At 53.1% G+C, this 21,652-nt stretch carries 17 protein-coding genes; 8 read left to right on the plus strand and 9 right to left on the minus strand.

The features are described from left to right. Positions 1-65: 65 nt before the first annotated feature. From B4N58_RS11785 to B4N58_RS11795, 3 genes are read right to left on the minus strand one after another with little or no spacing between them, the layout of a single operon-like run. The gene (locus B4N58_RS11785) at positions 66-1,640 is read right to left on the minus strand and encodes a flavin-containing monooxygenase (protein WP_291749566.1); all 1,575 of its coding nucleotides are present in this window, start codon (positions 1,638-1,640) and stop codon (positions 66-68) included. Between the two features lie 17 nt (positions 1,641-1,657). Continuing rightward, a complete protein-coding gene (locus tag B4N58_RS11790; RefSeq protein ID WP_291749569.1) occupies positions 1,658-2,584 on the minus strand; it encodes a hypothetical protein in 927 nt (308 codons plus the stop codon). 12 nt (positions 2,585-2,596) lie between these two features. Next, positions 2,597-3,484: an SDR family NAD(P)-dependent oxidoreductase gene (locus B4N58_RS11795; RefSeq protein WP_291749572.1), complete on the minus strand. Its 888-nt coding sequence runs from the start codon at positions 3,482-3,484 to the stop codon at positions 2,597-2,599. A gap of 93 nt (positions 3,485-3,577) precedes the next feature. Here B4N58_RS11795 and B4N58_RS11800 point away from each other — a divergent pair, with 93 nt between their 5' ends. From B4N58_RS11800 to B4N58_RS11810, 3 genes are all read left to right on the plus strand, one after another. Next, complete coding sequence (locus B4N58_RS11800; protein ID WP_008251441.1) at positions 3,578-4,183, plus strand: TetR/AcrR family transcriptional regulator; 606 nt, start codon at positions 3,578-3,580, stop codon at positions 4,181-4,183. Between the two features lie 80 nt (positions 4,184-4,263). Next, on the plus strand, positions 4,264-8,862 hold the full coding sequence (locus B4N58_RS11805; protein ID WP_291749576.1) for an ATP-binding protein: 4,599 nt from the start codon (positions 4,264-4,266) through the stop codon (positions 8,860-8,862). 75 nt (positions 8,863-8,937) lie between these two features. After that, positions 8,938-9,477, plus strand: coding sequence for a hypothetical protein (locus B4N58_RS11810; protein WP_008251438.1), 540 nt, complete (start codon positions 8,938-8,940; stop codon positions 9,475-9,477). A 4-nt stretch (positions 9,478-9,481) separates the two neighbouring features. Here B4N58_RS11810 and B4N58_RS11815 read toward each other — a convergent pair whose 3' ends face one another. The 6 genes from B4N58_RS11815 to B4N58_RS11840 form a co-directional block, all read right to left on the minus strand. Next, positions 9,482-10,195 carry a hypothetical protein gene (locus B4N58_RS11815; protein ID WP_291749581.1) on the minus strand — a complete coding sequence of 238 codons (714 nt, stop codon included), beginning with the start codon at positions 10,193-10,195 and terminating at the stop codon, positions 9,482-9,484. 3 nt (positions 10,196-10,198) lie between these two features. Beyond that, the gene (locus B4N58_RS11820) at positions 10,199-10,714 is read right to left on the minus strand and encodes a hypothetical protein (RefSeq protein ID WP_008251435.1); all 516 of its coding nucleotides are present in this window, start codon (positions 10,712-10,714) and stop codon (positions 10,199-10,201) included. After that, the gene (locus B4N58_RS11825; RefSeq protein WP_291749584.1) at positions 10,711-11,319 is read right to left on the minus strand and encodes a hypothetical protein; all 609 of its coding nucleotides are present in this window, start codon (positions 11,317-11,319) and stop codon (positions 10,711-10,713) included. The genes B4N58_RS11820 and B4N58_RS11825 overlap by 4 nt, the downstream gene beginning before the upstream one ends. A gap of 5 nt (positions 11,320-11,324) precedes the next feature. Beyond that, positions 11,325-11,975: a MotA/TolQ/ExbB proton channel family protein gene (locus B4N58_RS11830; protein ID WP_291749587.1), complete on the minus strand. Its 651-nt coding sequence runs from the start codon at positions 11,973-11,975 to the stop codon at positions 11,325-11,327. Between the two features lie 87 nt (positions 11,976-12,062). Next, positions 12,063-13,079, minus strand: a complete 1,017-nt coding sequence (locus B4N58_RS11835; protein ID WP_291749591.1) for a hypothetical protein — start codon at positions 13,077-13,079, stop codon at positions 12,063-12,065. Positions 13,080-13,145: 66 nt separating this feature from the next. Further along, positions 13,146-15,629: a TonB-dependent receptor gene (locus B4N58_RS11840; RefSeq protein ID WP_291749594.1), complete on the minus strand. Its 2,484-nt coding sequence runs from the start codon at positions 15,627-15,629 to the stop codon at positions 13,146-13,148. Positions 15,630-15,816: 187 nt separating this feature from the next. Here B4N58_RS11840 and B4N58_RS11845 point away from each other — a divergent pair, with 187 nt between their 5' ends. From B4N58_RS11845 to B4N58_RS11865, 5 genes are all read left to right on the plus strand, one after another. Further along, positions 15,817-17,004, plus strand: coding sequence for a sensor histidine kinase (locus B4N58_RS11845; RefSeq protein ID WP_291749597.1), 1,188 nt, complete (start codon positions 15,817-15,819; stop codon positions 17,002-17,004). Next, entirely contained in the window at positions 16,994-17,704 is a 711-nt protein-coding gene (locus B4N58_RS11850; RefSeq protein ID WP_291749600.1) for a response regulator transcription factor, read from the plus strand. The genes B4N58_RS11845 and B4N58_RS11850 overlap by 11 nt, the downstream gene beginning before the upstream one ends. 139 nt (positions 17,705-17,843) lie before the next feature. Then, positions 17,844-18,800 carry a TAXI family TRAP transporter solute-binding subunit gene (locus B4N58_RS11855; protein WP_008251426.1) on the plus strand — a complete coding sequence of 319 codons (957 nt, stop codon included), beginning with the start codon at positions 17,844-17,846 and terminating at the stop codon, positions 18,798-18,800. A gap of 98 nt (positions 18,801-18,898) precedes the next feature. Then, on the plus strand, positions 18,899-21,001 hold the full coding sequence (locus B4N58_RS11860) for a TRAP transporter permease (RefSeq protein ID WP_291749604.1): 2,103 nt from the start codon (positions 18,899-18,901) through the stop codon (positions 20,999-21,001). After that, positions 20,998-21,393, plus strand: a complete 396-nt coding sequence (locus tag B4N58_RS11865; protein WP_291749607.1) for a DUF1850 domain-containing protein — start codon at positions 20,998-21,000, stop codon at positions 21,391-21,393. The genes B4N58_RS11860 and B4N58_RS11865 overlap by 4 nt, the downstream gene beginning before the upstream one ends. Positions 21,394-21,652: the final 259 nt, after the last annotated feature.

Below are 21,652 nucleotides of genomic sequence, written 5' to 3' on the forward strand. Positions count from 1 at the left end.
AAAAAGCCCCCAGGACCGTCACGAGTCACCGGGGGCCGTACTACTCCCACTGCCTTAATCAAACTTCACGCCACTACGTCTGCCTTCACCTGGCGATAGGCCTTCACATCAAATGTGCCCATTTGCGCGGCATACTGCGTGGCAAAACCGGGGAACATGGTGGCATTGAAACCGTCTTCAGTCAGGTACCAGCTTTTGCAACCTGAATTCCAGTTGGTTTTCGCCAAACGCTTTTGTATGTTGGCATTGTGTTTGGCCTGCACATCGGGTTTCACATCCAGCATTTTCAGATTCGAATCCAGAATGGTTCGAATGCCTTTCACCGCATAGGCGATTTGCTGTTCCATGTACACCAGTGCCGAGTTGTGACCGGGCCCGCTGTTGGGTCCAAACATGATGTACAGGTTGGGATAGCCGCTCACATTGATGCTTTTGTAGGCTTGTGCGCCGCGCTGCCATTCCTTGGCCAATTCGCGCCCACCCACACCCAATACTGGGTACGGTGTACCGCTTTTCGGTACATCAAACCCGGTGGCAAACACAATGCAGTCCACGCGATGCTCAATGCCTTCCGAGGTGCGAATGCCCTGCTCTACGATGTTGGCGATTGGCCAAGTGATCAGTTCGCAGTTTTCTTTTTGCAAGGCCGGGTAGTAATCGTTGCTCACCAGAATACGCTTGCAACCCAGTTTGTAATCGGGTTTCAATTGCCTGCGCATCCAGGGGTCAGGTACTTGCGATTTCAAAAACGCCTGGCCCAAACGCTCACCAAGTCGCGTCACCGGTGAACTCCAGATCACAGCCAAAGCCATGCTCTCGTGGGTCCAGTACAGCGCTTCGCGAATGGCTTTCTGTGTGAAGGGCAATTTAGCGAACAGCTTTTTGCTCAACTCAGAAGTTGAGAAATCCGGGCGGGGCATAACCCACGCTGGCGTGCGCTGAAACACCTTGAGCTTGTCCACTTTTTTCACCAGCTCGGGAATGATTTGAATGGCGCTGGCGCCCGTGCCAATCACAGCCACCCGCTTGCCAGTGAAGTCGTATTCATGGTCCCACTGCGCGCTGTGAATTTTCTTGCCCTTGAAATTCTCGATGCCACGAATTTTAGGGAAACTGGCGTTGGCCAAAGGACCGCTGGCCATGATCACGGTTTTGCCTTTCCACACACGCCCACTGTCCGTGTGAATCATCCACAGGCCTTGGGCGTCGTCGAGCTCTACGCGCGTTACATTTTGCTGGTACTGAATCAGTTTTTCCAAACCGAAGTCATTCACCAAACTGTGCACATAGCCCAGAATTTCCTTGCTGCCCGAATAACTGCGAGACCAGTTGGGGTTGGGTGCAAAGGAAAAACTGTACAGGTTAGATGGAATGTCACACGCAGCACCAGGGTATTGGTTGTCGCGCCAAGTACCGCCAACTTCCGATGCACGCTCAAGAATGGCCACGTTGTGCACACCAGCTTCACGCAATTTGATGGCAGTGCCCAACCCGGCAAAACCGGCGCCAATAATCAGCGTGTCGTACACATGCTCACCGCTTTTTTCGGCACTGCTTTTGCTTGAACTGCGGCGCACCGTGGTTCGGGACGTTGGCGCAGCTTTCAGAGCTTGCGCGGGCTTTTGAGTTCTATTGTTCATTTCAAATTCCAGTTCAATCAGGCTGTGGTGTGCCAGGTTAGTTTGTTCACCCAGCTTGGCACTTCAGGCAACCAGCTTTTCGGGATGTAATTCGACGCCTTCACTGCTGCATCCACAGGTACATGGTAAAAACGGTTCTTGCGATCAATCACCCACTTGCCGTGCATGCGCATCACCTGGTACCAGGGATTGCGACGACCCTCCGGCGTTTCACCACCATACTTTTCGAATTTGGCCATGGCCTCATACAGTTTTTCTTCTTTCAAACCCATGGTCACAATGTTGTCACGCATGCGGTTCAACAAAGGGAAATACACTGCGACACCCAGCAATAGTTTGGGATTGATGGCCGTGGCAATCGACTCCAATGCCAGACGATACATTGGGCCGTGCCCCATCATTTCCAGCACGTGAAAATCCACGCCCAAATGGCGGGCTTCATCGGCATTAATCTTCTTGAAAACCTCGTGGCACACCGGGTCTTTCACTTCATCAAGCAGGAACTTGCACAATGCGCCGTCCAGCGTCACTTCCAGCATGGGAATGACGCTGCCCAGCACGCTCAAGGGCATGTCATCGCTGTACTTGTCCAGCCAATCAATGGTTAAACGCAGATTGATGTTGGGCTCAGGAATTTCACCGTCTTCCAGCATGCCCCAGCGTTGCATCAAAGCCAGTTCAGCATTCGCATGGCGCTGCTCTTCTGCATGAAACCAGGTGTAGATTTCTTTCAAAGTGTCATTCGGCGCTTTTTTGGCCATGGCGGCAAATCCGCGCGCACCAATGTGTTCAATCCAGGTCAGGTCAGCCATGAAGGCTTTCAATTTGGGCCACTGTTCTTCAGTGATCATCTCGCGGCCGGGGGCATCCCAATCAATGTCGGCCAAGGCCCACTGATTGTCCTTGATGCGGCGCAGTGTTTTTTCCAGATCGAGTTGAGGCATTTTGTGTACTCCTTAAAAAGCTTTTGCGGCCACACGGGCCAATAAACCAGCACCGCGCGTGTAGCTGCGCGGCATCAGGCGCTTCATGCGCCAAATCATGCGGGCATCCAACTGGGGCAGCACGTACAGCTGCCCCTTGTCCAATGCATTCAATGTTTCTTTCACCACACCGTCAGCCGATACACCGGTCCACTCCATCAGCTTGTTGGCAAGTTGATTGGATGCGGCGTCAATTCGGCCGTCTTTCGTAATATTGGTTTTCACAAAGGTGGGGCACAACGCAGTCACATTCACGCCAGTGCCAGCCATCTCGGAAGCAAGTGTTTCGGTCAACGCCAAAGCACCGGCCTTGGTCACGTTGTAAGCGCTCATCAAAGGGGCAGCGGCAAAGCTGGCTGTGGAAGCCACATTGACAATACCGCACTTCGCAGTAGCGCCCTTTTTGCGCAAGCGCGGGGCAAACACATGGCAACCGTGAATCACACCCCACAGGTTCACGCCGATGGTCCACTTCCAGTCCTCAATGGTGGTTTCACCGATCGGCTTGCCTCCAGCGCCCACACCGGCGTTGTTCACCACCAAATCAATGGCGGTGTCATTCTCGGTGCCACCAAAAATTTCCTCGGCTTTCAAGGCCAATGCTTCCACATCCTTGAGTTTGCTGACGTCGCACTTCACAGCCCAGGCCTGCGGCACAAACACCAGGTCAGCGTTCTTCAGCTTGCCCGCCACTTGGTCCATAATCAGATCCACGGTTTCCTGTGCGCGCTCCAAACTAATATCGGCACACACCACGCGACCGCCCCTGCGAACCAACTCAAGCGCGAAAGCCCGCCCTATACCGCTGCCCGCGCCAGTGACCACTGCATTGGCACCCTTGGTAATTTTTTTCCCGAACATGTGTAAATCCTATTGCGCTTGACAGCGCGACCGTGACATTGAACAATGTCATCTTAAAACGAACGTTTGTTCGGATTCAATTCGGATTTATTCATGACCAGAAAACCAAAACAAACCCGCTCCCAGAACACCGTGGAAACCATTGTTCAAGGTGCTTTCATTGCCCTGGCCAAACATGGTGCAGAAGGTGCAACCACGCGACAAATTGCAGAATATGCAGGTGTTGGCGTGGGCTCAATCTACGAGTATTTCGAGAACAAGGAAGCGATTTTCAGTGCCATGGGTGAGCGCTTTTCCAGGGAGCTGGTTGGCGTGATTCAGGGTGCCACACACAAGGTTGTTCGGCTTTCGCTACGCGATGGGGTGTATGAACTGATTGCACAAACCGCCGAATTCCTGAAAAAAGACGATGAGCTGTACCTGCGTTGTGCGCGTGAGTCAGCCTTGATGGAAAAACATGTTCCTTTTGGCCCCATTTACCGCGCACTGGCTGACCTGTTTATCCAGCATGCCATCAAGCACCCGGAAATTTTGCAGCTGAACAACCTGCAAACCATGACTTACATTTTCATCAACAGCGGCATCGCCACGATGATTCGCTATCTGAACCACCCCAACCCCGGCTTTTCGTTCGATGACCTGGCCAAGGGTTTGGCCGACATGGCGGGGCATTATGTGGAAAGGGAACTGCAAAGCTGAGGGGCTCCAAATTGACTATCGTTAAATATCGTTAAATTCGATACCATGCACTAGCTTGGAGAAATAGTGCAGGAGCCACCATGAACCTGTCGGCACGCCTGTATGTGGTTGACGATGAAACGCTACAACGAGAAGCCCTTAGTACCCTTCTGGAGGGAGAAGGGTACGCCGTCACGGGCTTTTCTAACGCCAGGGACGCATTGAACGCGCTGCGCGAGCAACCTTGCGACCTGCTGCTGACCGATTTACGCCTGCCCTGCTTAAGCGGCACCGAGCTGATTCGCGAAGCACTGAAAATTTCACCAGACCTGAGCGCCATTTTAATGACTGGCCACGGCAGCATGGAGACAGCGGTCGAGGCGATGCAAATGGGCGTACTCGACTACATTCTCAAGCCGTTCAAGTTCGCTGAAATTGCCCCGGTCATTCGACGCGCACTGGAAAACCGTCGACTGCGACTACAAAATGCAGCCCTGCTGGACAAGGTGACTGCGGCCAATCAGCGCCTGACTGAATTGAATACCGATCTTGACAGCTTTGCCGCGCGGGTTGCACACGACCTGAACTCGGTCATGCACTTGATCCAGGGGCATGCAACTGGCCTAAGCAGCCGTTCCAGCAACAGCTTTACGCCACAGGAGTGGCTCCACATTCAGCGCATTAAGGAAAGCAGCGACCGAGGTAGCAAACTGGTTTCCGACCTGCTCGCATTTGCACGCCTTGGTGACTCCGAACTGAACTTGAATCCGGTTAACTTGGCCGATTTGGTGTCGCGTGCCCGAATATTGTCGGAACTGGACAGCGATGGACCTCGACCCAACTGGCGGGTTCAACCACTGCCTGTGATTCAAGGCGATGAGGCCCTGCTGGAGCAGGTCTTTCTCAATCTATTTTCGAATGCACTGAAGTTCAGCAGCAAACAAACACATCCGGAAATTCATGTCGACGTTCACGAAACCGACGACAAAGTAACCATCACGGTAAGAGACAACGGCGTGGGGTTCGACCCAGAGCTTGCCGCCAATTTATTCAAACCGTTTCAACGCCTGCACAACCAACACGACTACCAGGGTCACGGGATGGGCCTGGCGAATGTTAAAAAAATCATTGAGCGGCACCACGGGGTTATTGAGGCTCACAGCGATGCGGGCCAAGGCGCTGCATTCGCAATCTGTTTGCCACGCCATGCGAACAGCACTGAAACAAACCTGACCGACACCAATACCGCCACCGCACGGGCACCCGATGAACTGCTGGAGCAACAGCACGCACTCGAGGCCTTGAAGTTCAACATGGCCCTTCAACGCCTGGGTGGGCAAATTGGCAAGCTGGGTGGATGGGCAATCGACATCATCAACAACGATGCGGTGTATTGGTCCGAAGAAACCTTTCAATTGCTTGACCAGGAGGCTGACCAGATACCCACCCTGGAACAGGGCATGAGCCTGTATGTAGGGCGCTATAAAAAAGTGATCGCCGAGGCCATTGAGAATGCCAAACAACAGGGTTTGCCGTTTGACATTGTGGTTCAAATGAACACTTTCAAGAACCGGCGTATCTGGGCGCGCATTGCCGGGGAAGTCATGAAAGACGCTGACGACAAACCCGTCAGAATTCACGGCTGTATTCAGGACATCACAGAGCAGCGAAAGAAAGACGTGATGATGGAAAGGATCAATGGTGCCTTGCTGGCGCAAAATCACATCAATCAACGAATTTCAACTTTTGACAGTGCTCAGGCCATGTACGAGGAAATTTGCGAAGCCGCGCCCCGCCTGGCGAAAATTCCGTTGGTGTGGGTGGTTGACTTCAAGCGGGAAACTCTTGAATTCAAGATCGCTGCGACGGGCGGACGAGACACGGATTTCGTTGCAACCATCATGTCCAAACTGGCGATCAGGCCTGATTCGCCTCTGCTGCAAAAATTACGGACAGGCCAGGTGTATGTGGTGGACGATTTGCGCAACGAACCCATGGCCAAACACTGGCTGGAAGAATCGCTTGCACGTGGCTTTGAATCCATGGCGATTATTCCCCTGCATCTGAACGGCCGTTTACATTCAGGCCTGGTGTACATGGGGGACGAAAGCTATTTCTTCAGCGATGAAATGGTCCACCTGCTCGACACCGTCGCCCGCAATCGCTCCATGGCGCTGGACAATCTGATCAATGGCATTGAAAAAGCAAAGGCCATGGAAAGTCTGCGCCTGTTGCAAACCTGCCTTGAACGCCTCAATGACATGGTGCTGGTCACCGATGCAGAGCCCTTCGAGTCGGGCGGCATGAAAATTCAGTATGTGAACAAGGCGTTTCTGGAACGTACAGGCTACACCCGAGAGGAAATTTACGGACAAACCCCTGCGGTGCTGGAGGGAGTGGACACACAGCCCGATGCAAAGACAAGAATTCGCGAAGCACTGTCCCGCCAGGAAGCTGTGCGCGAGGAACTGATCACCTACACCAAGAACGGCGAAAAAATGTGGGTAGATGTCGAGATTGTTCCCATGATCGACCCACTGGGCAAATGCACCCACTGGATCGGTATTCAACGCGATATCACCGAGCTGAAACTTCGCCAGGACGCCTTGCAAGAAAGCCTGTCCATGTTTCGCTCGCTCACGCGGGTCACCACAGATTGTGTGTGGGACTGGGATCTTGAAACAGACGAGCTTTGGTGGAATGAGGGTATGCAAAGCCTGTTTGGCCACCCCAGTGAATCGCTCGAGAAAAATTCCAAATCTTGGACGCGCCTTATTCACCCGGAAGACCTTGAACGTGTGCTGAGCAGTGTGCAAAAAGCCATCGACAGCGAAGGTGACATTTGGCAGGACGAATACCGCTTTCAGCACGTCGATGGTCGATGGCTGGACGTACTGGACAGGGGCCATGTGATCCGTGATCACACCGGAAAAGGCATTCGAATGGTCGGTGGCATGACGGACATGAGCAGGCTTGTGCAATCCAAGCGCGAGAGCGAAGCACAATTGGCCCGCATGCAATTGCTGAACCAGATTACACGGGCGATTAGCCACCGCCAAAGTCTGGAGTCGATTTACAACGTGGTTGTTAATCATGTGGAGGAACGCCTGCCCTCGGACTTCAGCCTGATGGCAACCTACAACAATGCAAAAAACATATTGACGGTGCGCTCAGTGGGCCAACGCAGCCAAGCCCTGGCCGACAAGCTGGGCCTGTTTGTAGGCGCACAGGTCAAAGGGCATGGTGTTCATCTTGAGGTAGCGTTGAAAGGCAAGCGTGTACACAACGCAAACATGGGTGCCACACGCGGACCAATCGGTGCAGCCATGAATAGCCTGGGTGGCCTGTACAGTCTGATCATCAACCCTTTGATGAAGGGCGACGAGGTGCTTGGAATTCTCGTGATTTCACGCACGGAAATTGATGCATTCTCCAGTGAAGAAATCGAGTTTGTCGACCAGTTGAGCGAACACGTTGCAGTGGCTTTGTCACAGGTAGAATTGTTGAATGAACTTCAGGAAGCTTATCGGGAGTTGCAATCGACACAAAACATGGTGCTGCAACAAGAAAGGCTGCACGCACTGGCGGGCATGGCCAGCGGTATTGCCCACGACATCAACAATGCCATTTCGCCTGCCACGCTTTATCTGGAGTCGCTGCTGGAGAACGAGAAAAACCTCAGCGAGAAAGGCTACAAACAGTTGCGCATTGTTCAAACCGCGATTGACGATGTCAGCAACACCGTGGACCGCATGGGGCGTTTCGCCCGATCGAGAAGTGAACTTGAACCAGCCAATATGTGCGATGCCAACGACATGTGCCTGGAAGCGATTGAACTGACCAGGCCACGCTGGGGCGATATGGCGCTTCGAAACGGCATCACCATCGGCATTACACATGAGTTGAGCAACCCTTTGCCCAAGCTGGCGGTTTCTGAAACTGAATTGCGCGAGATTCTGACCAATCTGATTTTGAATGCGGTCGACGCCCTGCCCCAAGGCGGCCACATTCAACTAAAAACCGAATTCAAAGAAAAAGACACCGAACCACTGGTGGTCATCTGCCTGCAAGACAACGGCATCGGCATGAGCAAAGAACAGCAGGCACGTTGCTTCGAACCATTTTTTACCACCAAAGGTGAACGCGGCACAGGACTGGGATTGTCTATGGTGTATGGCATCGTGCAGCGTGCAGACGGTTTCATGGAAATACACAGCGAGCCAGGGAAAGGCACCACCGTCAGTTTGTATTTCCCCGTACGAACCGCCAGCGAACCCGCTGCATTCCACACCAGCAGCGTAGAGTTCGACCCCAACACTGGGCGACCGCTTAACCTGCTGCTTGTCGATGACGACCCCAATGTGTTGGCTGCCATGTCAGCCATTCTTGAAATGAGCGGACATCAAATTCACACCGCGGGCAGTGGCGCACTGGCCGCGCAATTATTCAATGAAACAGCACGCAAAGGCAAAGCATTCGACGCAGTCATCACCGATTTGGGCATGCCGGAAATGGACGGAAAGGAGTTGGCAGAAATGATCAAGTCCCTGAGCCCGGCCACTCCGGTGTTGATGCTGACAGGCTGGGGCAAGCAAATGTCGCTCAGCCAGGAAGAAGTACCCCAGGTGGACATGATCATGGCCAAACCACCCAAACCGGCTGAACTGGAAATGGCCCTGCGCAAGCTTTGCCGGAGGTAAGCGCTTGGTGTAAGCCAGGTGACAACATTTACCCCCTATACTGCTGACACAACAACACCAAACCGGAGACCACGAATGCGCCTTATGTTGCGCCATCTTCAACAGGCCACCTTACTGGCCTGTGCAGCCCTGCTAGCGGCGTGTAGCCCGCCCCCGCCCGACTCCATGGAAAAAATGGCCAATGGCAATATTGTGGAGGTGCGCGGTTTGAATACGGAGCAGATCACCTTTGTAACGCGCAATCGAATCGTGACCCTGTTTGCAACCGACGCTTACAACATCATGCGTGAAATGAAGCGCCACTATCCCCAAGAGTTCAACAGTCACCCCATGCTGTCGGTGCAGGCCGTCACAGAGCTGCAAAACCAGAAGGGCGAAGTGTTTCAAAACCAGCCGCTGTTCACGGTGCACTGGCGCAGACCCGATTTGAACCAGATGGACCTGGATTCCAAATTCAGCCTGGACACGGAGGAAATTCTGCTTTATGCAGATCGTGTCGAATCACACAGCATTGTGGGCGATCAGGTTTTGATTGAGCATTGCACCGTCACCGGCAATGGAGAAAAACGTGAGCGCTTTTGCGACCAGGTGCTTGAAGGATTGTTCAACAAGTAATCACTCAGTCCAGAAAACTGCTGAGCATCATGGTTACCTTGCCCCCCTTCATGATGCTGGTGTCCAAAGGCTCATCGCGCTCCAGCTTCACCAACCCAACACCGGGTGCATACCATTCGGTGTGATTGATCAGAATTTCCTGATAACCCGCACTGGCATCGGCGTAAAACACCATCTTGCCAGTGGCATCCAACCGAATGCAGTTCTGAAAAATACCGGCAGGTGTCTCTACCGTGTCATCCAGTGACGCCACTTCGTACACCAAATCAAACGGTTTAATGCTGGCATTGGCCTCGACAAATGGTGGCATCCAGTGCATCACATACGGGCTTGTATCCATGGTCCAGGTGTAGCCCACCCGCAGGTTTCGCCCCTTGGGCAGTATCAAGCGTGGCGCCTGATCAGCCTGCGGCTTGGTCTGCACAATCACGCGTTTCCCCACACGGTAAAAACCGTCATCCCGCTCTTGAACAAAATAGTCCGTGCCATCCGACGTTCTACGTACCATGCCCTCAATCTCGCCCTCTTCAGTTTTGAAGCTGGAGTGCCCCACCGTGCGAATCATCAAATCTTTTTTGTTCTTGCCATCGGGCATGACGAAATCGAGTTTGTATTGCCATTGCAAACCTTCATTCAGCGGAAAGTACTCTCCACCGCCCACCTTGGAACAAGAAGCCAGACCAAGCGCCAGAACTGCCACACTCACAATTTTCAACATGGCTTACTTCTCCGGCAACTGAGGGTCAGGCAGATCCGTAAATTCCAGATCAATTTTCTTGTCTGCAATTCGCGTGTTGTCTCGGGTGGCCTGCGGATCGAATAATTCACCCCCCACTTCGCCGATTTGCAAATTGCCGTTGCGCATTTGGCGCTGCGCGGCGTCCAGCTTTACATGCAATTCTTTGTCGTAAGGCAACACATAAGCACGGGGTGTATCGGAAGGCCTGTCATTGGCCAGGTCGCTGGCCCATACGAACAGTCGCCCTTTGATGCCTTCTGTTTTGTCTGGCTCTTCTACCACCACGGCATAGAACAGAAATCGCTTGGGCAAATCAGCCTGACTGGGCCAACCCTGTGCGTTTTGCCAGTTGACATAGCTGAGCCAATAAAACCCCACCGACACCACAATCAGAACCAGCTTGACCGTCCAGTTCATGCGGCCATACACCAAGGCCAATAGCAACAGCGCTGCTAAAAAAATATAGGCGATGCCCAAACCCACCAACACTTCGTTCATTTTCCGTCTGCCTTCACCAAAGATTTTTCAAGTTGATTGATATTGCTCACCGTGCCGTTTGCATCAATCGTGAAACGAACGGCAGTGGCTTCATCACCTTCTTGCTGCAGGTTCACCGTGGAGTAATGCAACACTTTCAATTTCGGGTTCACCTCGGCCACATAAATATTCACAGGCACCGGGGCCTTGTTTTCAGTTTTGTAGTAGTGCAGGTTCACAATGTATTCACCGGGAGGCCGACCACGAATGGTCAACACCTCCTGGTTCAACGGATTTACAAACACCTGTCCTTCAATTTCCTGAGTGTCATTGGCCAAGCCACGGTCGTCACGGTCCAGGTGCAGCAGACCATCTTGAGGCCGCATGAACCACACCTGCGCACCTGCGGGCCCTGCAGCCCACACGTCAATGTCGTTGGGGTCGTTGTCGGGCCAGCTGACAGTCACCAAAAATTCGGCCTTAGGGTCGATAATTCCGCTTTTGGCGGGTGGATTCAACAACAACAAGGCCATCAAAAACAGAAAAGTGAAAATCAACAAGGCGTTGAAAATCAAATCGGTGAACGGGTCCAGCTCAAAGTCTGGCTTGTGATTGAAAAGCGGCATGCTACTTAGCTCGCTTTCACGTTTCGGTGTGCATAGTCCACAGTGGCTGCAATCAGCTTGTCGGCATGGCGATCCAGCATCAAAAACTGCAAGCCCAACAAAATGCTGCCGATCAAACCCACCAGGGTGGTGTTCATGGCCACGCCCATGCCCTGCGTCATTTGTTGCATCAGGGTTTTGATATCCGAGATATCAAGCTGCTCCAAACCTTCAAGGCTACTGAGCATCATGATGAAACCCACCACCGTGCCCAACAAACCCAGCTTGATCATCAGCCCGGTCACAAACCACCCCACCTGATGCGTACCGCGAGCGCGCTCTGCCATCACCTCGGCCATCAATTGACCTTCACTGGGGTGCGCCAAAGGGTGAGTCAGGTAATCGTGACAAATGGATTGCCCAAGTTTGAAACCGGTGAACCCGTTTCGAATTTGGTCAAAGTAACGTGACTGCCTGCTTAGATAAACACTTCGCCAGCCTGCAAGGCCACTGCCCACCATGAAAGCGAAAACAATGACCACGCAAATGCGCGTGTTGTCAGTCAGGATAATCCATTGAAAAAGGCCTTTGTGCCAGGTCATGTACAAGCCAAAACCCGTCAGGCTGATCAGCAACACCCACAGCAAAAACAGGGTGTGTGTTTTGTTGGTAGTCAATGCAAGTAGTCCCTTGGTTGTTATTCGCCCTGTCCCAGTTTGCAACAGTTCAAGAGACTACTAGCAAGCTACATTCCAGCAGGCGCTCTAAAAGGCAAACGGCTCTGTTTGACGGAAGATGCGCTGTATATTCAATTGGTGTGTTTCAAGCGCCTTGGCATTTACCTTGGGGTCGGTCTGTACGTACACCGCGTTTTTAAACTCGCCAATTTGCGCGCTGATCTGTTCGATCAATTCAACCTCGCTGACACCCTCTTCCAGCCCGTACAACACGGCCTGTTGAACACGCACAAAGTAGTTCAGGTTGCGCTCTATCCAGTCACGTCCTAACACGCCAAAGGAAGTCAGAACGGTGTCATCTGAACCCATTCTTGTCTTCAAGCGACCCAGAAAGTTAATACGCTCCACCACATTGCCGTCATACAAATCGGGGATATCCCTGTTCTGCACCGCCGAGCCAACCCACCACAATTTCAACTCCTGATTGCGCAAAACCAGCGCCTCTTCGGTTTCAAGATCGTTGTAAAAGCGAAATTTCCAGGGTACCCAATCGTTGTGCAGCAAACCCAGATGACCTGTCTTGGTTCGCAAAATACGGCCGGGAACCAGAGACTCTGTGCCTTTTACAGAATCACTTCCCATTCGTTCGGAAAAATTTTCAATGCAGGTGGGGCAGCGCTCGCGCATCAAATCAGCGGTGCGTTTGCCAGCCACAACACGGCTTGAAAAATTCTCGCCCGGGGCAAGTGTGCTTGCAAAGGCAGCCCGAAAACCGACATTGCCCAGCACGTGCTCAGGCTTGGGTTGCGTATTTAAAACCCACACAGGCTTGGTACCGAATTTGGAACGAATGGCTGCGGCTGCGCTTTCGCCCACAGCGGCAGTTGCGCCGGAATCAATCACCATCAAGGCTTTGGGCGAATCAACCACCACAATCGACAGTGCAAAATCCTGCCCCTCTGCGGGCAGGCTTTGGCCAGCACAAGTCCATTCATACACCGTGGCACGGTGTTGCTGCCAGCAATCACCCGCCTGGGCATGAACAAACGGTGCAAGCAACAACAAGACAGTTGCAAGGGTAAAATTTCGGACGATCAACGACATGAGAAAACAAAGCCTGAATCAACACAATCCCGAAAGAATAGCCGATTCAGGCCTTGCTTCAAAATGCTAGAACCTCAGACTGACTCCCACCCACGCATTTCGGGGGGTACCTGGCGCGAGAAATGATTCATAGGTGATGTCATCTTCATCGTCCACCAACGAACCATTGCGGTCGAAAATATTTCCTCCCAACAAAGCGCCATTGAAGTATTCACGATCAAACACATTGTTCAAACGCGCGATCAGGGTGACACTTTTGCTCAAGGCATGGTTCACACCCAGATTGAATACCGCAAAACCGGGAATACGACCATTGTCCTTGAACTCCACGGGCCCTTCGCCAGGAATATTCACAATGCCAGCCTGGTGCTGGTTGTTCTCGTTGCCTCGGGCGTATTGCTCGCTTTGCGCCTGCATGTCCACAAACACGGTGGTGGAGTTGCTGGCCTTGTATCCCAGTGACAACTTCACATTGTGTTCGGCCAAACCCGGAATTTTGTTGCCCGGTTGCACTTGAATGAAACCACCTTCCACTGCCGGGTCACCGTTCAAATCCACAGCGCTGCTGTTGCCCTCGCTGGCCAAACGTGCCGGGCTTTGAAACGATGCATCCAAGTATTGGTAGCTGGCACCGAAATTCCACACGGGTGTTTCCCAGTCAAAATCAAGTTCAACCCCCTGCCGACGGGTTTTTCCGTAGTTCTGGAAGAACCCGCCCGAACCTGCGCCATCCGTCACGAACAGAATGTCGTTTTTGTTATTGGCCCGGAACACGTTGAATGAAAAACCATACTGATTGCCACCACTGGTCCAGCGGGTGCGATAGCCACCCTCGACCGTGGTGGTGATCACTTGCTCAAGAAACGGGTCGGCAGCCATTGCATTCGGTAACAAGCATGGAAATTCCGGGTCAGAACAAGCCAGTTCAACCGGTGTGGGCACCCGGTTGCTGGTGCCCGCACTGGCATACCAGGTGCTGCGCGCAGCCGTTTGATAGGCAATCCCCACAGACGGATTAAAACGTTGGTAGGTGTAATCGTTGTTCAAGCCCGGGCTGGCCTCGCCTTCCTCATTGATCAACACCGGGCTTAAGCGGTCTGTGGTTTTCACCAAGGCGTGGTTGTAGCGGCCGCCCAGCAGCACAGTGGTTTTGTCATTCAAAGTCCAGACATCCTGTGCATACACCCCCAATTGCCGGTTATTCGCCTCCACATTGACCTGCTCAATCGGTGCGTACAATTCGCGCACTGTGCGATCGTTGTTGAACACGCCCAGGGCGTAGCTGCGCCTGAAATCCGACTGCCCGAACTCGAGCTGAGTTCCCAACAATACTTTGTGCGCGCCTATTGGTGCCAAGGCAAACTGCAAACCCACTCCCACCACATCCTGATTCAACACACCTCGGTTGTTGGCGCCGGGGCAATCGGCGCTGTCAGGTTCTATGGCAGCGGGGTCGTTTTCATCAAAAGTCACTGTACCTGGCGCGTAAGCGGTAGAGGCCGGTGCACTGCAAGTCACGTTGTAAGTGCCCGGGCCCAGGTCGCCTTCCACTTCTGCACGGTCAGGTTCGAACTCAGCCACGCCAAAGCGGTAGTCTTCATTTTCGTTACCATCGCCATTGAATGTGACCGACCTTGAACTTCGGTAATAGGCGTTTGCTGTCAGCTCGGCCCCGCTTTGCAAGTAGCGCGTGAAGTCCACCGCAAACTGCCCACCCGTGTTTTGAGTGTTGTCAAAATAGGTGTACGACTGGGCACGATTCTGTTCGTAAAAACTGCGAGGCACCACGCCATTGCCGTTCAAGTCAGACTCATACAACGCCAGGCTGAAATTGGTCTGAGTGTCACCGGAAACAATGCCCATTTTGCCGAACAACTGAATGACAGAACTCGGTGACAGCACTCGCCAACCATCTTCGTTAAATGAATTAAAGTTCACATAAAAATCGCGTTGAGTGGGTTCATCGACCCAACCTTTCTGAATGCCGAAACGGGTTCGCCCGAAATCGCCCAGTTCAGCATCCACTTGTGTGCCCTGAAAATCGCGACCACTTTTGGTTTGCATCACAATGGCTCCGCCCAGCGAATTCAAACCGAATTGGGGCATGGTGCCCGGTAGCACGGCCACTTCTTTCAAAGCCGACTGAGGTATGGCATCAAACCGCACCACATCGCCAAAGGTTTCATTCTGGCGCACGCCGTCCACATACACCGACAAGCCGGGCGGTGTCCCCAACAGGGGTGTTACCGAAAAACCGCGATAGGTCACGTCAGACTGATACGGATTGCCCTGGTTGTCGGTCACCTGAACACCGCTGATGCCGCGAAACAGACTGCGGCTGATCGACTCCCTGCTCGAATTTTGCTCCAGAGAGTCTATTTTTTTAACGCTGAAAGGTGCTTGATCAACAGATATCACAGCACCAGGCAGGGGCGTCGTAGAAATCACTTCGATTTCTTCCAGCTGCTGGGCGTACACCGGGACGAGGAATGATGAAACAGAAAGTGCAACAACACGGGTGCACCAATGCGAATACTGACGCGCAAACATACACAGTCCTTTGATTTGGATTTGTAATTGTGAAGTCCCGCGATTGGCCTGCTCTGCGCGCCATGGAGATTGGCCAGGCAACCGCGCGACTTGTCTTGTCTATATTTCATAATATTGCCAGATTTCGACAGGGAAGTTTTCCCGAAAAGGATTTCACCTCTTCTATGCAAGCCGTTTCTGGTGCACATTGTGGCTATTCAAACAAACAATTCAACCCATGCGTTTAAGCGAGTTGCTGGTTAGACGATTGCTCACCTGGCTTGGTCTTTGGGCTGCATGCTGCGTGTTGGTCGTGTTCACCATGGGCCGGCTGGACGTGCAAACCGAGTATGCGGCCGCCTCTGAGTTGGTGGATGACTTGCACCGCGGGCTTTCGAATGCCGAACCCCTGGGCAATCTGGAACTACAACGCCTGCGCCAACAGCTTGCCGAACGAAAAGCCGAGCAGGAACGCCGGGAAACCCGACGAGAACTTTATTTGATCAGCGCCATGTTGCTGCTGATGGCCGCGGGAAGTGGTGTGGTGGTTTGGTATTCCCTGAAACCCGCCTTGAACAAGCCCTTGCAACAACTGGTTCAGTGGCTGCGTGATTATGAAGAGTCCGAGCGTGACCCCACACGGCCAACACCCACGCTGGAGACCACCGGGGAATTCAAAATCGAGGAGTTCAAACGAATCCATGACAGCGTGTCCCAGTTGATCAAAACCCTGAACACAGAGCAAAAGAAGAGCAGAGAATTACTGAACCGGGTGGTTGACCTGCAAGAGCGGGAACGTCAGGCAATTGCGCAGGACTTACACGACTACTTCGGACAATCGTTGACCTCCATTTCCGTGAACTCTGCTTTTCTGGTGAAAAGCACCCAGGCCAACACCCAAGAAGCCGCCAAAGCAGTACACGACCAGGCGCAGGAAATGATGGGGTGGCTTCGCAGTTCACTGCGAGAACTGAAACCACACCTGCTGCTCGAGGTGTCACTTCGCGATGCTGCGCTGGACCTTCTGGACAACTGGGCAAAGCGCCACGGCTGGTACGTTGACTTTGCCTGGGCACCGAATACCCCGCCCCTGTCCAAAGAAGCACCGATCGCGTTGTACCGTACTTTACAAGAGGCGCTAACCAATGCGGCCCGCCATGCCAACACCAAAAAATTGAAAGTACTCGCAGGATTTGACGAGCAAGCCCGCGAATTCATCTTGATTGTTGAAAATGATGGTATTGCTTCATCTGGGCCCATCAACCCTTCTCTGGGGCTGACCGGTATTCGGGAACGAATGGCCAGCCTGCAAGGCAGTGTGGTCTGGACCATCGAGGAAGACAGATTCGTGCTGCGTTGCCATGTTCCGGTGATTGAGGTGAACCATGCCACTTGAGTCCAGAATCATTCTGGTTGACGACCATGCAGCGGTTCGTGCGGGCTACAAACGCTTCATTGACTCCGAAAGCGATCTGATCGTGGTGGGTGAGGCTGGCAATGCAGACCAGGCCTTTGCCTTGCTGAAAACCCAAGCCTGTGATGCTTTGGTACTGGACATCAGCATGCCGGGGCAAAGCGGGCTCGAACTGATTAAACGGGTGCGCATGAAATGGCCCAAACTGGCCTTGGTGGTGCTTTCCATGCACGACAGCCCAGTGGTGGCCACCAAAGCCCTGGAACAAGGCGCTCGGGCCTATGTCACCAAATCAAGTGAACCTGAGGAATTGATTCAGGGCATCCGGATGGCACTGGGCGAGCAAACCTTCGTGTCCAGCGATGTACAAAGCCAAGGCATGCTGACAGGTTCCTTGCAACAACAGGGTCAAGAAAATTTGCAACTACCTGCCTGTGAAACGCAAGATTCGGCAGCAACCACAGCGTGCGGATTGACACCAAGGGAAGTGGATGTGGTGCGTTTGCTGGTCGAAGGACACACCATAGAGCAAGTCGCAGTCAGCTTGGGGATCAGCGGCAAGACCGTGAGCAACAACCTGTCACAAATTCGTCAAAAGCTGGGTGTACAAACAGACTTTGAACTGGCCTTTTGGGCCTGGAGTCAAGGCTTTGGAAGAAAACCCCCCGGTTTTGGCGCTTAAAGATACTCACGTTTTCCTCATTCGTATTTTCCCGTATTTTGGCCAAAAACAGCCCGGTCCGCCTTGCAACCTGTTGCGTTCTCAGGGATATTCAACCCACAACCAAAATACGACAACACTTTCTCAGGAGGAATTACGCATGATGCTACGCAAAGCAAAAACAGCCATTCTGGCCGCGGCCATTACAGGCTTGGCACTCGCCGCTACACCCGCCAAAGCTGAATTCATCAACATTCTGACCGGCGGTACATCCGGTATCTATTACCCGATTGGCGTTGCATTGTCGAAAGTGTATGGCGACAACATCAAAGGTGCGCGCACTCAGGTGCAAGCCACCAAAGCATCCGTTGAAAACCTGAACCTGCTGCAACAAGGCCGCGGTGAATTGGGTATCTCGCTGGGTGATTCCGTGAAACTGGCTTGGGAAGGCGATGCAGATGCGGGCTTCAAGGCCCCGCTGAACAAGCTGCGTGGTATTGCCGCAATTTATCCCAACTATGTACAAATCGTCGCATCCAAATCTTCCGGCATTACCTCTCTGGATCAACTCAAGGGCAAAGGCCTGTCAGTGGGTGCCGCCAAATCGGGCACTGAATTGAATGCCCGCGCCATTTTGGGCGCAGCTGGCATGACTTATAAAGACCTGGGCAAAACCGAGTACCTGCCTTACGCGGAATCGGTTGAGTTGATGAAAAACCGACAACTGGACGCCACCCTGCAGTCGGCTGGCCTGGGTGTTGCCTCGCTGAAAGACCTGTCTGCCTCCATGGAAGTGAACATGGTTGCAGTGCCTCCTGAAGTGGTCAAAAAATTAGGTGCGCCTTACGTGCCTGGCACCATTCCGGCAGGCACCTATCAGGGTCAAACCAAAGATGTTCCCACTGCTGCAATCGTGAACTTCTTGATCACACACTCTGAAGTGTCGGACGAAACGGCCTATCAAATGACCAAGCTGTTGTGGGAAAACCTGGCCGCGCTGCGCTCAGCACACAAGGCAGCGGAAGCCATCAAATTTGAAAATGCCTTGCAAGGCATGCCGGTTCCATTGCACCCCGGTGCAGAAAAGTTTTACCGCGAAAAAGGTTTGATCAAGTAAATCTTCAAACCAAATAAGCAAGTAGCACCTGTCACACCCCGCCGGGGTGTGACTTTCAACCTCAGTTATCTTGTGGGCCCGTTCAGGGCTTTTCGTCCATGTCCAATACTCCCGATTCAGCTGTAACCACCGAAGCCAACTCTGGTTTTCACGATCCAACTTCTGCCGGGTTCACGCGTTCATTTGAAGGTCGCCTGCTCTTCTGGATTGCTGTTTTATTCTCGACATTCCAAATTGCAACGGCTGCACACTTATTCGACTTGCCCAGCCAAGTTCAACGGGCTTGCCACGTGGGCTTTCTGCTGCTGCTCACATTCCCCTTGATTGCCATGAAAAAGCATGTCGCATTGAAGGCAATTGCATGGGTGCTTGCACTGGCGGCGCTGGGCGTAGCGGGCTATCAGTGGGTCGAATACGAACCCCTGTTGATTCGTGCTGGCGACCCCACAGAACTGGATATTTACCTGGGTGTGATCGCAATTGCCACGGTGTTTGTAGCCACCTGGCTTTTGATGGGCCCGGCCCTGCCGATTATTTGCGGTACGTTTTTCGCCTATTGCCTGTTCGGCCAATATCTGCCCGCACCATTTGACCACCGCGGATACGACTTCCACCAGGTCATCGAACACATGGCCTATGGCACCGAAGGTATTTACGGCATCCCGACCTATGTGTCGGCATCGTATATTTTCCTGTTCATTTTGTTCGGTGCTTTTCTTGAAAAAGCGGGCATGATCAAATTGTTCACCGACTTCGCGCTGGGCCTGGTGGGTCATGCACAAGGCGGGGCCGCCAAAGTTGCAGTGGTATCCTCAGCACTCATGGGTACCATTTCAGGCTCAGGTGTGGCCAACGTGGTCACGACTGGTCAATTCACAATCCCGTTGATGAAGAAATTCGGCTATCGCGCGGCGTTTGCAGGCGGGGTTGAATCCACAGCTTCCATGGGTGGGCAGTTGATGCCACCCGTGATGGGTGCAGTGGCGTTTATCATGGCCGAAACACTGGGTGTGGCTTACTCCGAAATTGTGAAAGCCGCCATTATCCCGGCCATTCTATATTTCTTCGGTGCTTTCTGGATGGTGCACCTGGAAGCAGGCAAGCATGGCTTGAAAGGACTGGACAAAAAAGACCTGCCCAACCCCTGGAAAGCTGTGAAAGAACAATGGTACTTGGTGATCCCGCTGATCGCCCTGGTCTGGTTACTGGTGGGCGGGTACACGCCGCTTTTCGCCGGAACAGTGGGGCTGGCATTCACTGTAGTACTTATCCTTGGCGCATCCATCGCAATTGGTTTGCCCAATATGGTTATCCGTGTGCTGTTCTGGATCGGCTTGGGCGTGGTGTGTGCTGCCTTTCTGCAGTTTGGTATCTGGGTCATTGCAGGCGCGATCATTGCATTGATCGCTGTGAACGCTCTGAAAAAAGGTGGCCGCGAGACCCTGGCTGCTTGCCGCGACTCTCTGGCTGACGGTGCCAAATCCGCCTTGCCTGTTGGCGTGGCCTGCGCCATGGTGGGTATTATCATCGGCACCATGACACTGACCGGTGCAGCCAATACTTTCGGTCAGTTTGTGGTCAGCGTGGGCGAGAACAGTTTGTTCTTGTCGCTGGTATTGACCATGATCACCTGCATTGTGTTGGGCATGGGTATTCCGACCATTCCCAACTACATCATCACCTCCAGCATTGCCGGCCCCGCACTGGAACAACTGGGCGTGCCACTGATCGTCAGCCACATGTTCGTGTTCTATTTCGGTATTCTCGCCGACCTCACGCCGCCCGTGGCACTGGCCTGTTTTGCGGCAGCACCGATCGCCAAAGAACGCGGGCTGACCATATCCATGGAGGCTGTAAAAATTGCCGCGGCCGGTTTCGTGATTCCGTTCATGGCGGTTTACACCCCTTCTTTGATGTTGCAAGACGGTGGACCACTGGCTGAATCAATTGGCTACATTCCCGCAGTCATCTACATCGTGGTGAAAACTGTACTGGCCATCAGCCTGTGGGGTGCCGCAGTGATTGGCTACCTGGGTGCGAAGTTGCCGGTGTGGTTGCGAGTACTGGGCATGATCGGATCGTTCACGCTTATTGCAGCCTTGCCGATTACGGATGAAATCGGCTTTGCGATTGCCGTGGTGTTTGGCTACCTGGCCTGGCGCAATATGCGCACAGTGAAAGGCAAGCTGCAGCCTGCATGAGCCTGTGTGTATTCATCGCCGGGAAATCAGCGGCCTGCCTGGCAGGTTTGCTGTTTTCCCTGAGCTGGACTCACTCGGTGGAAAAAACCGAGTGGGTTGAACACTGGCAGCTGAAAGATGAACAACTGGTATTGAAAGAAACATTTGTCAAAGGCAGCGGTGCTGGAATTGACCCCGCACCCAATGCTGTTCTCGAGAACGGCTGGTATCGCTGGGCTCCAGAATCGCTGGTACATGTTCCTGCCATTTCACTGGCCAATTCAGAATTAACGCCCGACAACTGGATGCTTTGTGCGTTGGATTCAGTGACTCATGAAACAGGCGAGTGCATTGATTTTGCGAAGTTCGAAGATCGAGGCGTGGAGTCGTTTACCATCCAGGCGAGCAGATAGCCGATTGTTTGGCGTGCTCAGGTGCATACCCTCTATCGCCAGAAAACCTGAAGACCCCCTTGTTATTGATTAACCGCCCTAAGCGCACCCGCTAAACAGCGGGCGGGCTGCGCTTTCGGCCTTGCCGAACGGACGGTCAATTCAACACCAAGGGCAGGTTTTCATGATCGGCGCTGCGAGGGTATTGCCACCTGAGCGCGCGGGCAATGGCGCCGGAGACCTGCGGAGTGCGATGTACGGTACTGGTGAGGCTTGGGTG

Source organism: Limnobacter sp. UBA3528 (assembly GCF_002377005.1).
Lineage (GTDB): Bacteria > Pseudomonadota > Gammaproteobacteria > Burkholderiales > Burkholderiaceae_B > Limnobacter.

Excerpts from the sequence above, each read along its gene's own strand:
- B4N58_RS11785 (WP_291749566.1), bottom strand. The coding sequence starts at position 1,640 with ATGAACAATAGAACTCAAAAGCCCGCGCAAGCTCTGAAAGCTGCGCCA.
- B4N58_RS11850 (WP_291749600.1), top strand. The coding sequence starts at position 16,994 with ATGCCACTTGAGTCCAGAATCATTCTGGTTGACGACCATGCAGCGGTT.
- B4N58_RS11855 (WP_008251426.1), top strand. The coding sequence starts at position 17,844 with ATGATGCTACGCAAAGCAAAAACAGCCATTCTGGCCGCGGCCATTACA.
- B4N58_RS11835 (WP_291749591.1), bottom strand. The coding sequence starts at position 13,079 with ATGTCGTTGATCGTCCGAAATTTTACCCTTGCAACTGTCTTGTTGTTG.
- B4N58_RS11820 (WP_008251435.1), bottom strand. The coding sequence starts at position 10,714 with ATGAACGAAGTGTTGGTGGGTTTGGGCATCGCCTATATTTTTTTAGCA.
- B4N58_RS11865 (WP_291749607.1), top strand. The coding sequence starts at position 20,998 with ATGAGCCTGTGTGTATTCATCGCCGGGAAATCAGCGGCCTGCCTGGCA.
- B4N58_RS11800 (WP_008251441.1), top strand. The coding sequence starts at position 3,578 with ATGACCAGAAAACCAAAACAAACCCGCTCCCAGAACACCGTGGAAACC.
- B4N58_RS11825 (WP_291749584.1), bottom strand. The coding sequence starts at position 11,319 with ATGCCGCTTTTCAATCACAAGCCAGACTTTGAGCTGGACCCGTTCACC.
- B4N58_RS11805 (WP_291749576.1), top strand. The coding sequence starts at position 4,264 with ATGAACCTGTCGGCACGCCTGTATGTGGTTGACGATGAAACGCTACAA.
- B4N58_RS11810 (WP_008251438.1), top strand. The coding sequence starts at position 8,938 with ATGCGCCTTATGTTGCGCCATCTTCAACAGGCCACCTTACTGGCCTGT.
- B4N58_RS11840 (WP_291749594.1), bottom strand. The coding sequence starts at position 15,629 with ATGTTTGCGCGTCAGTATTCGCATTGGTGCACCCGTGTTGTTGCACTT.
- B4N58_RS11860 (WP_291749604.1), top strand. The coding sequence starts at position 18,899 with ATGTCCAATACTCCCGATTCAGCTGTAACCACCGAAGCCAACTCTGGT.
- B4N58_RS11790 (WP_291749569.1), bottom strand. The coding sequence starts at position 2,584 with ATGCCTCAACTCGATCTGGAAAAAACACTGCGCCGCATCAAGGACAAT.
- B4N58_RS11815 (WP_291749581.1), bottom strand. The coding sequence starts at position 10,195 with ATGTTGAAAATTGTGAGTGTGGCAGTTCTGGCGCTTGGTCTGGCTTCT.
- B4N58_RS11795 (WP_291749572.1), bottom strand. The coding sequence starts at position 3,484 with ATGTTCGGGAAAAAAATTACCAAGGGTGCCAATGCAGTGGTCACTGGC.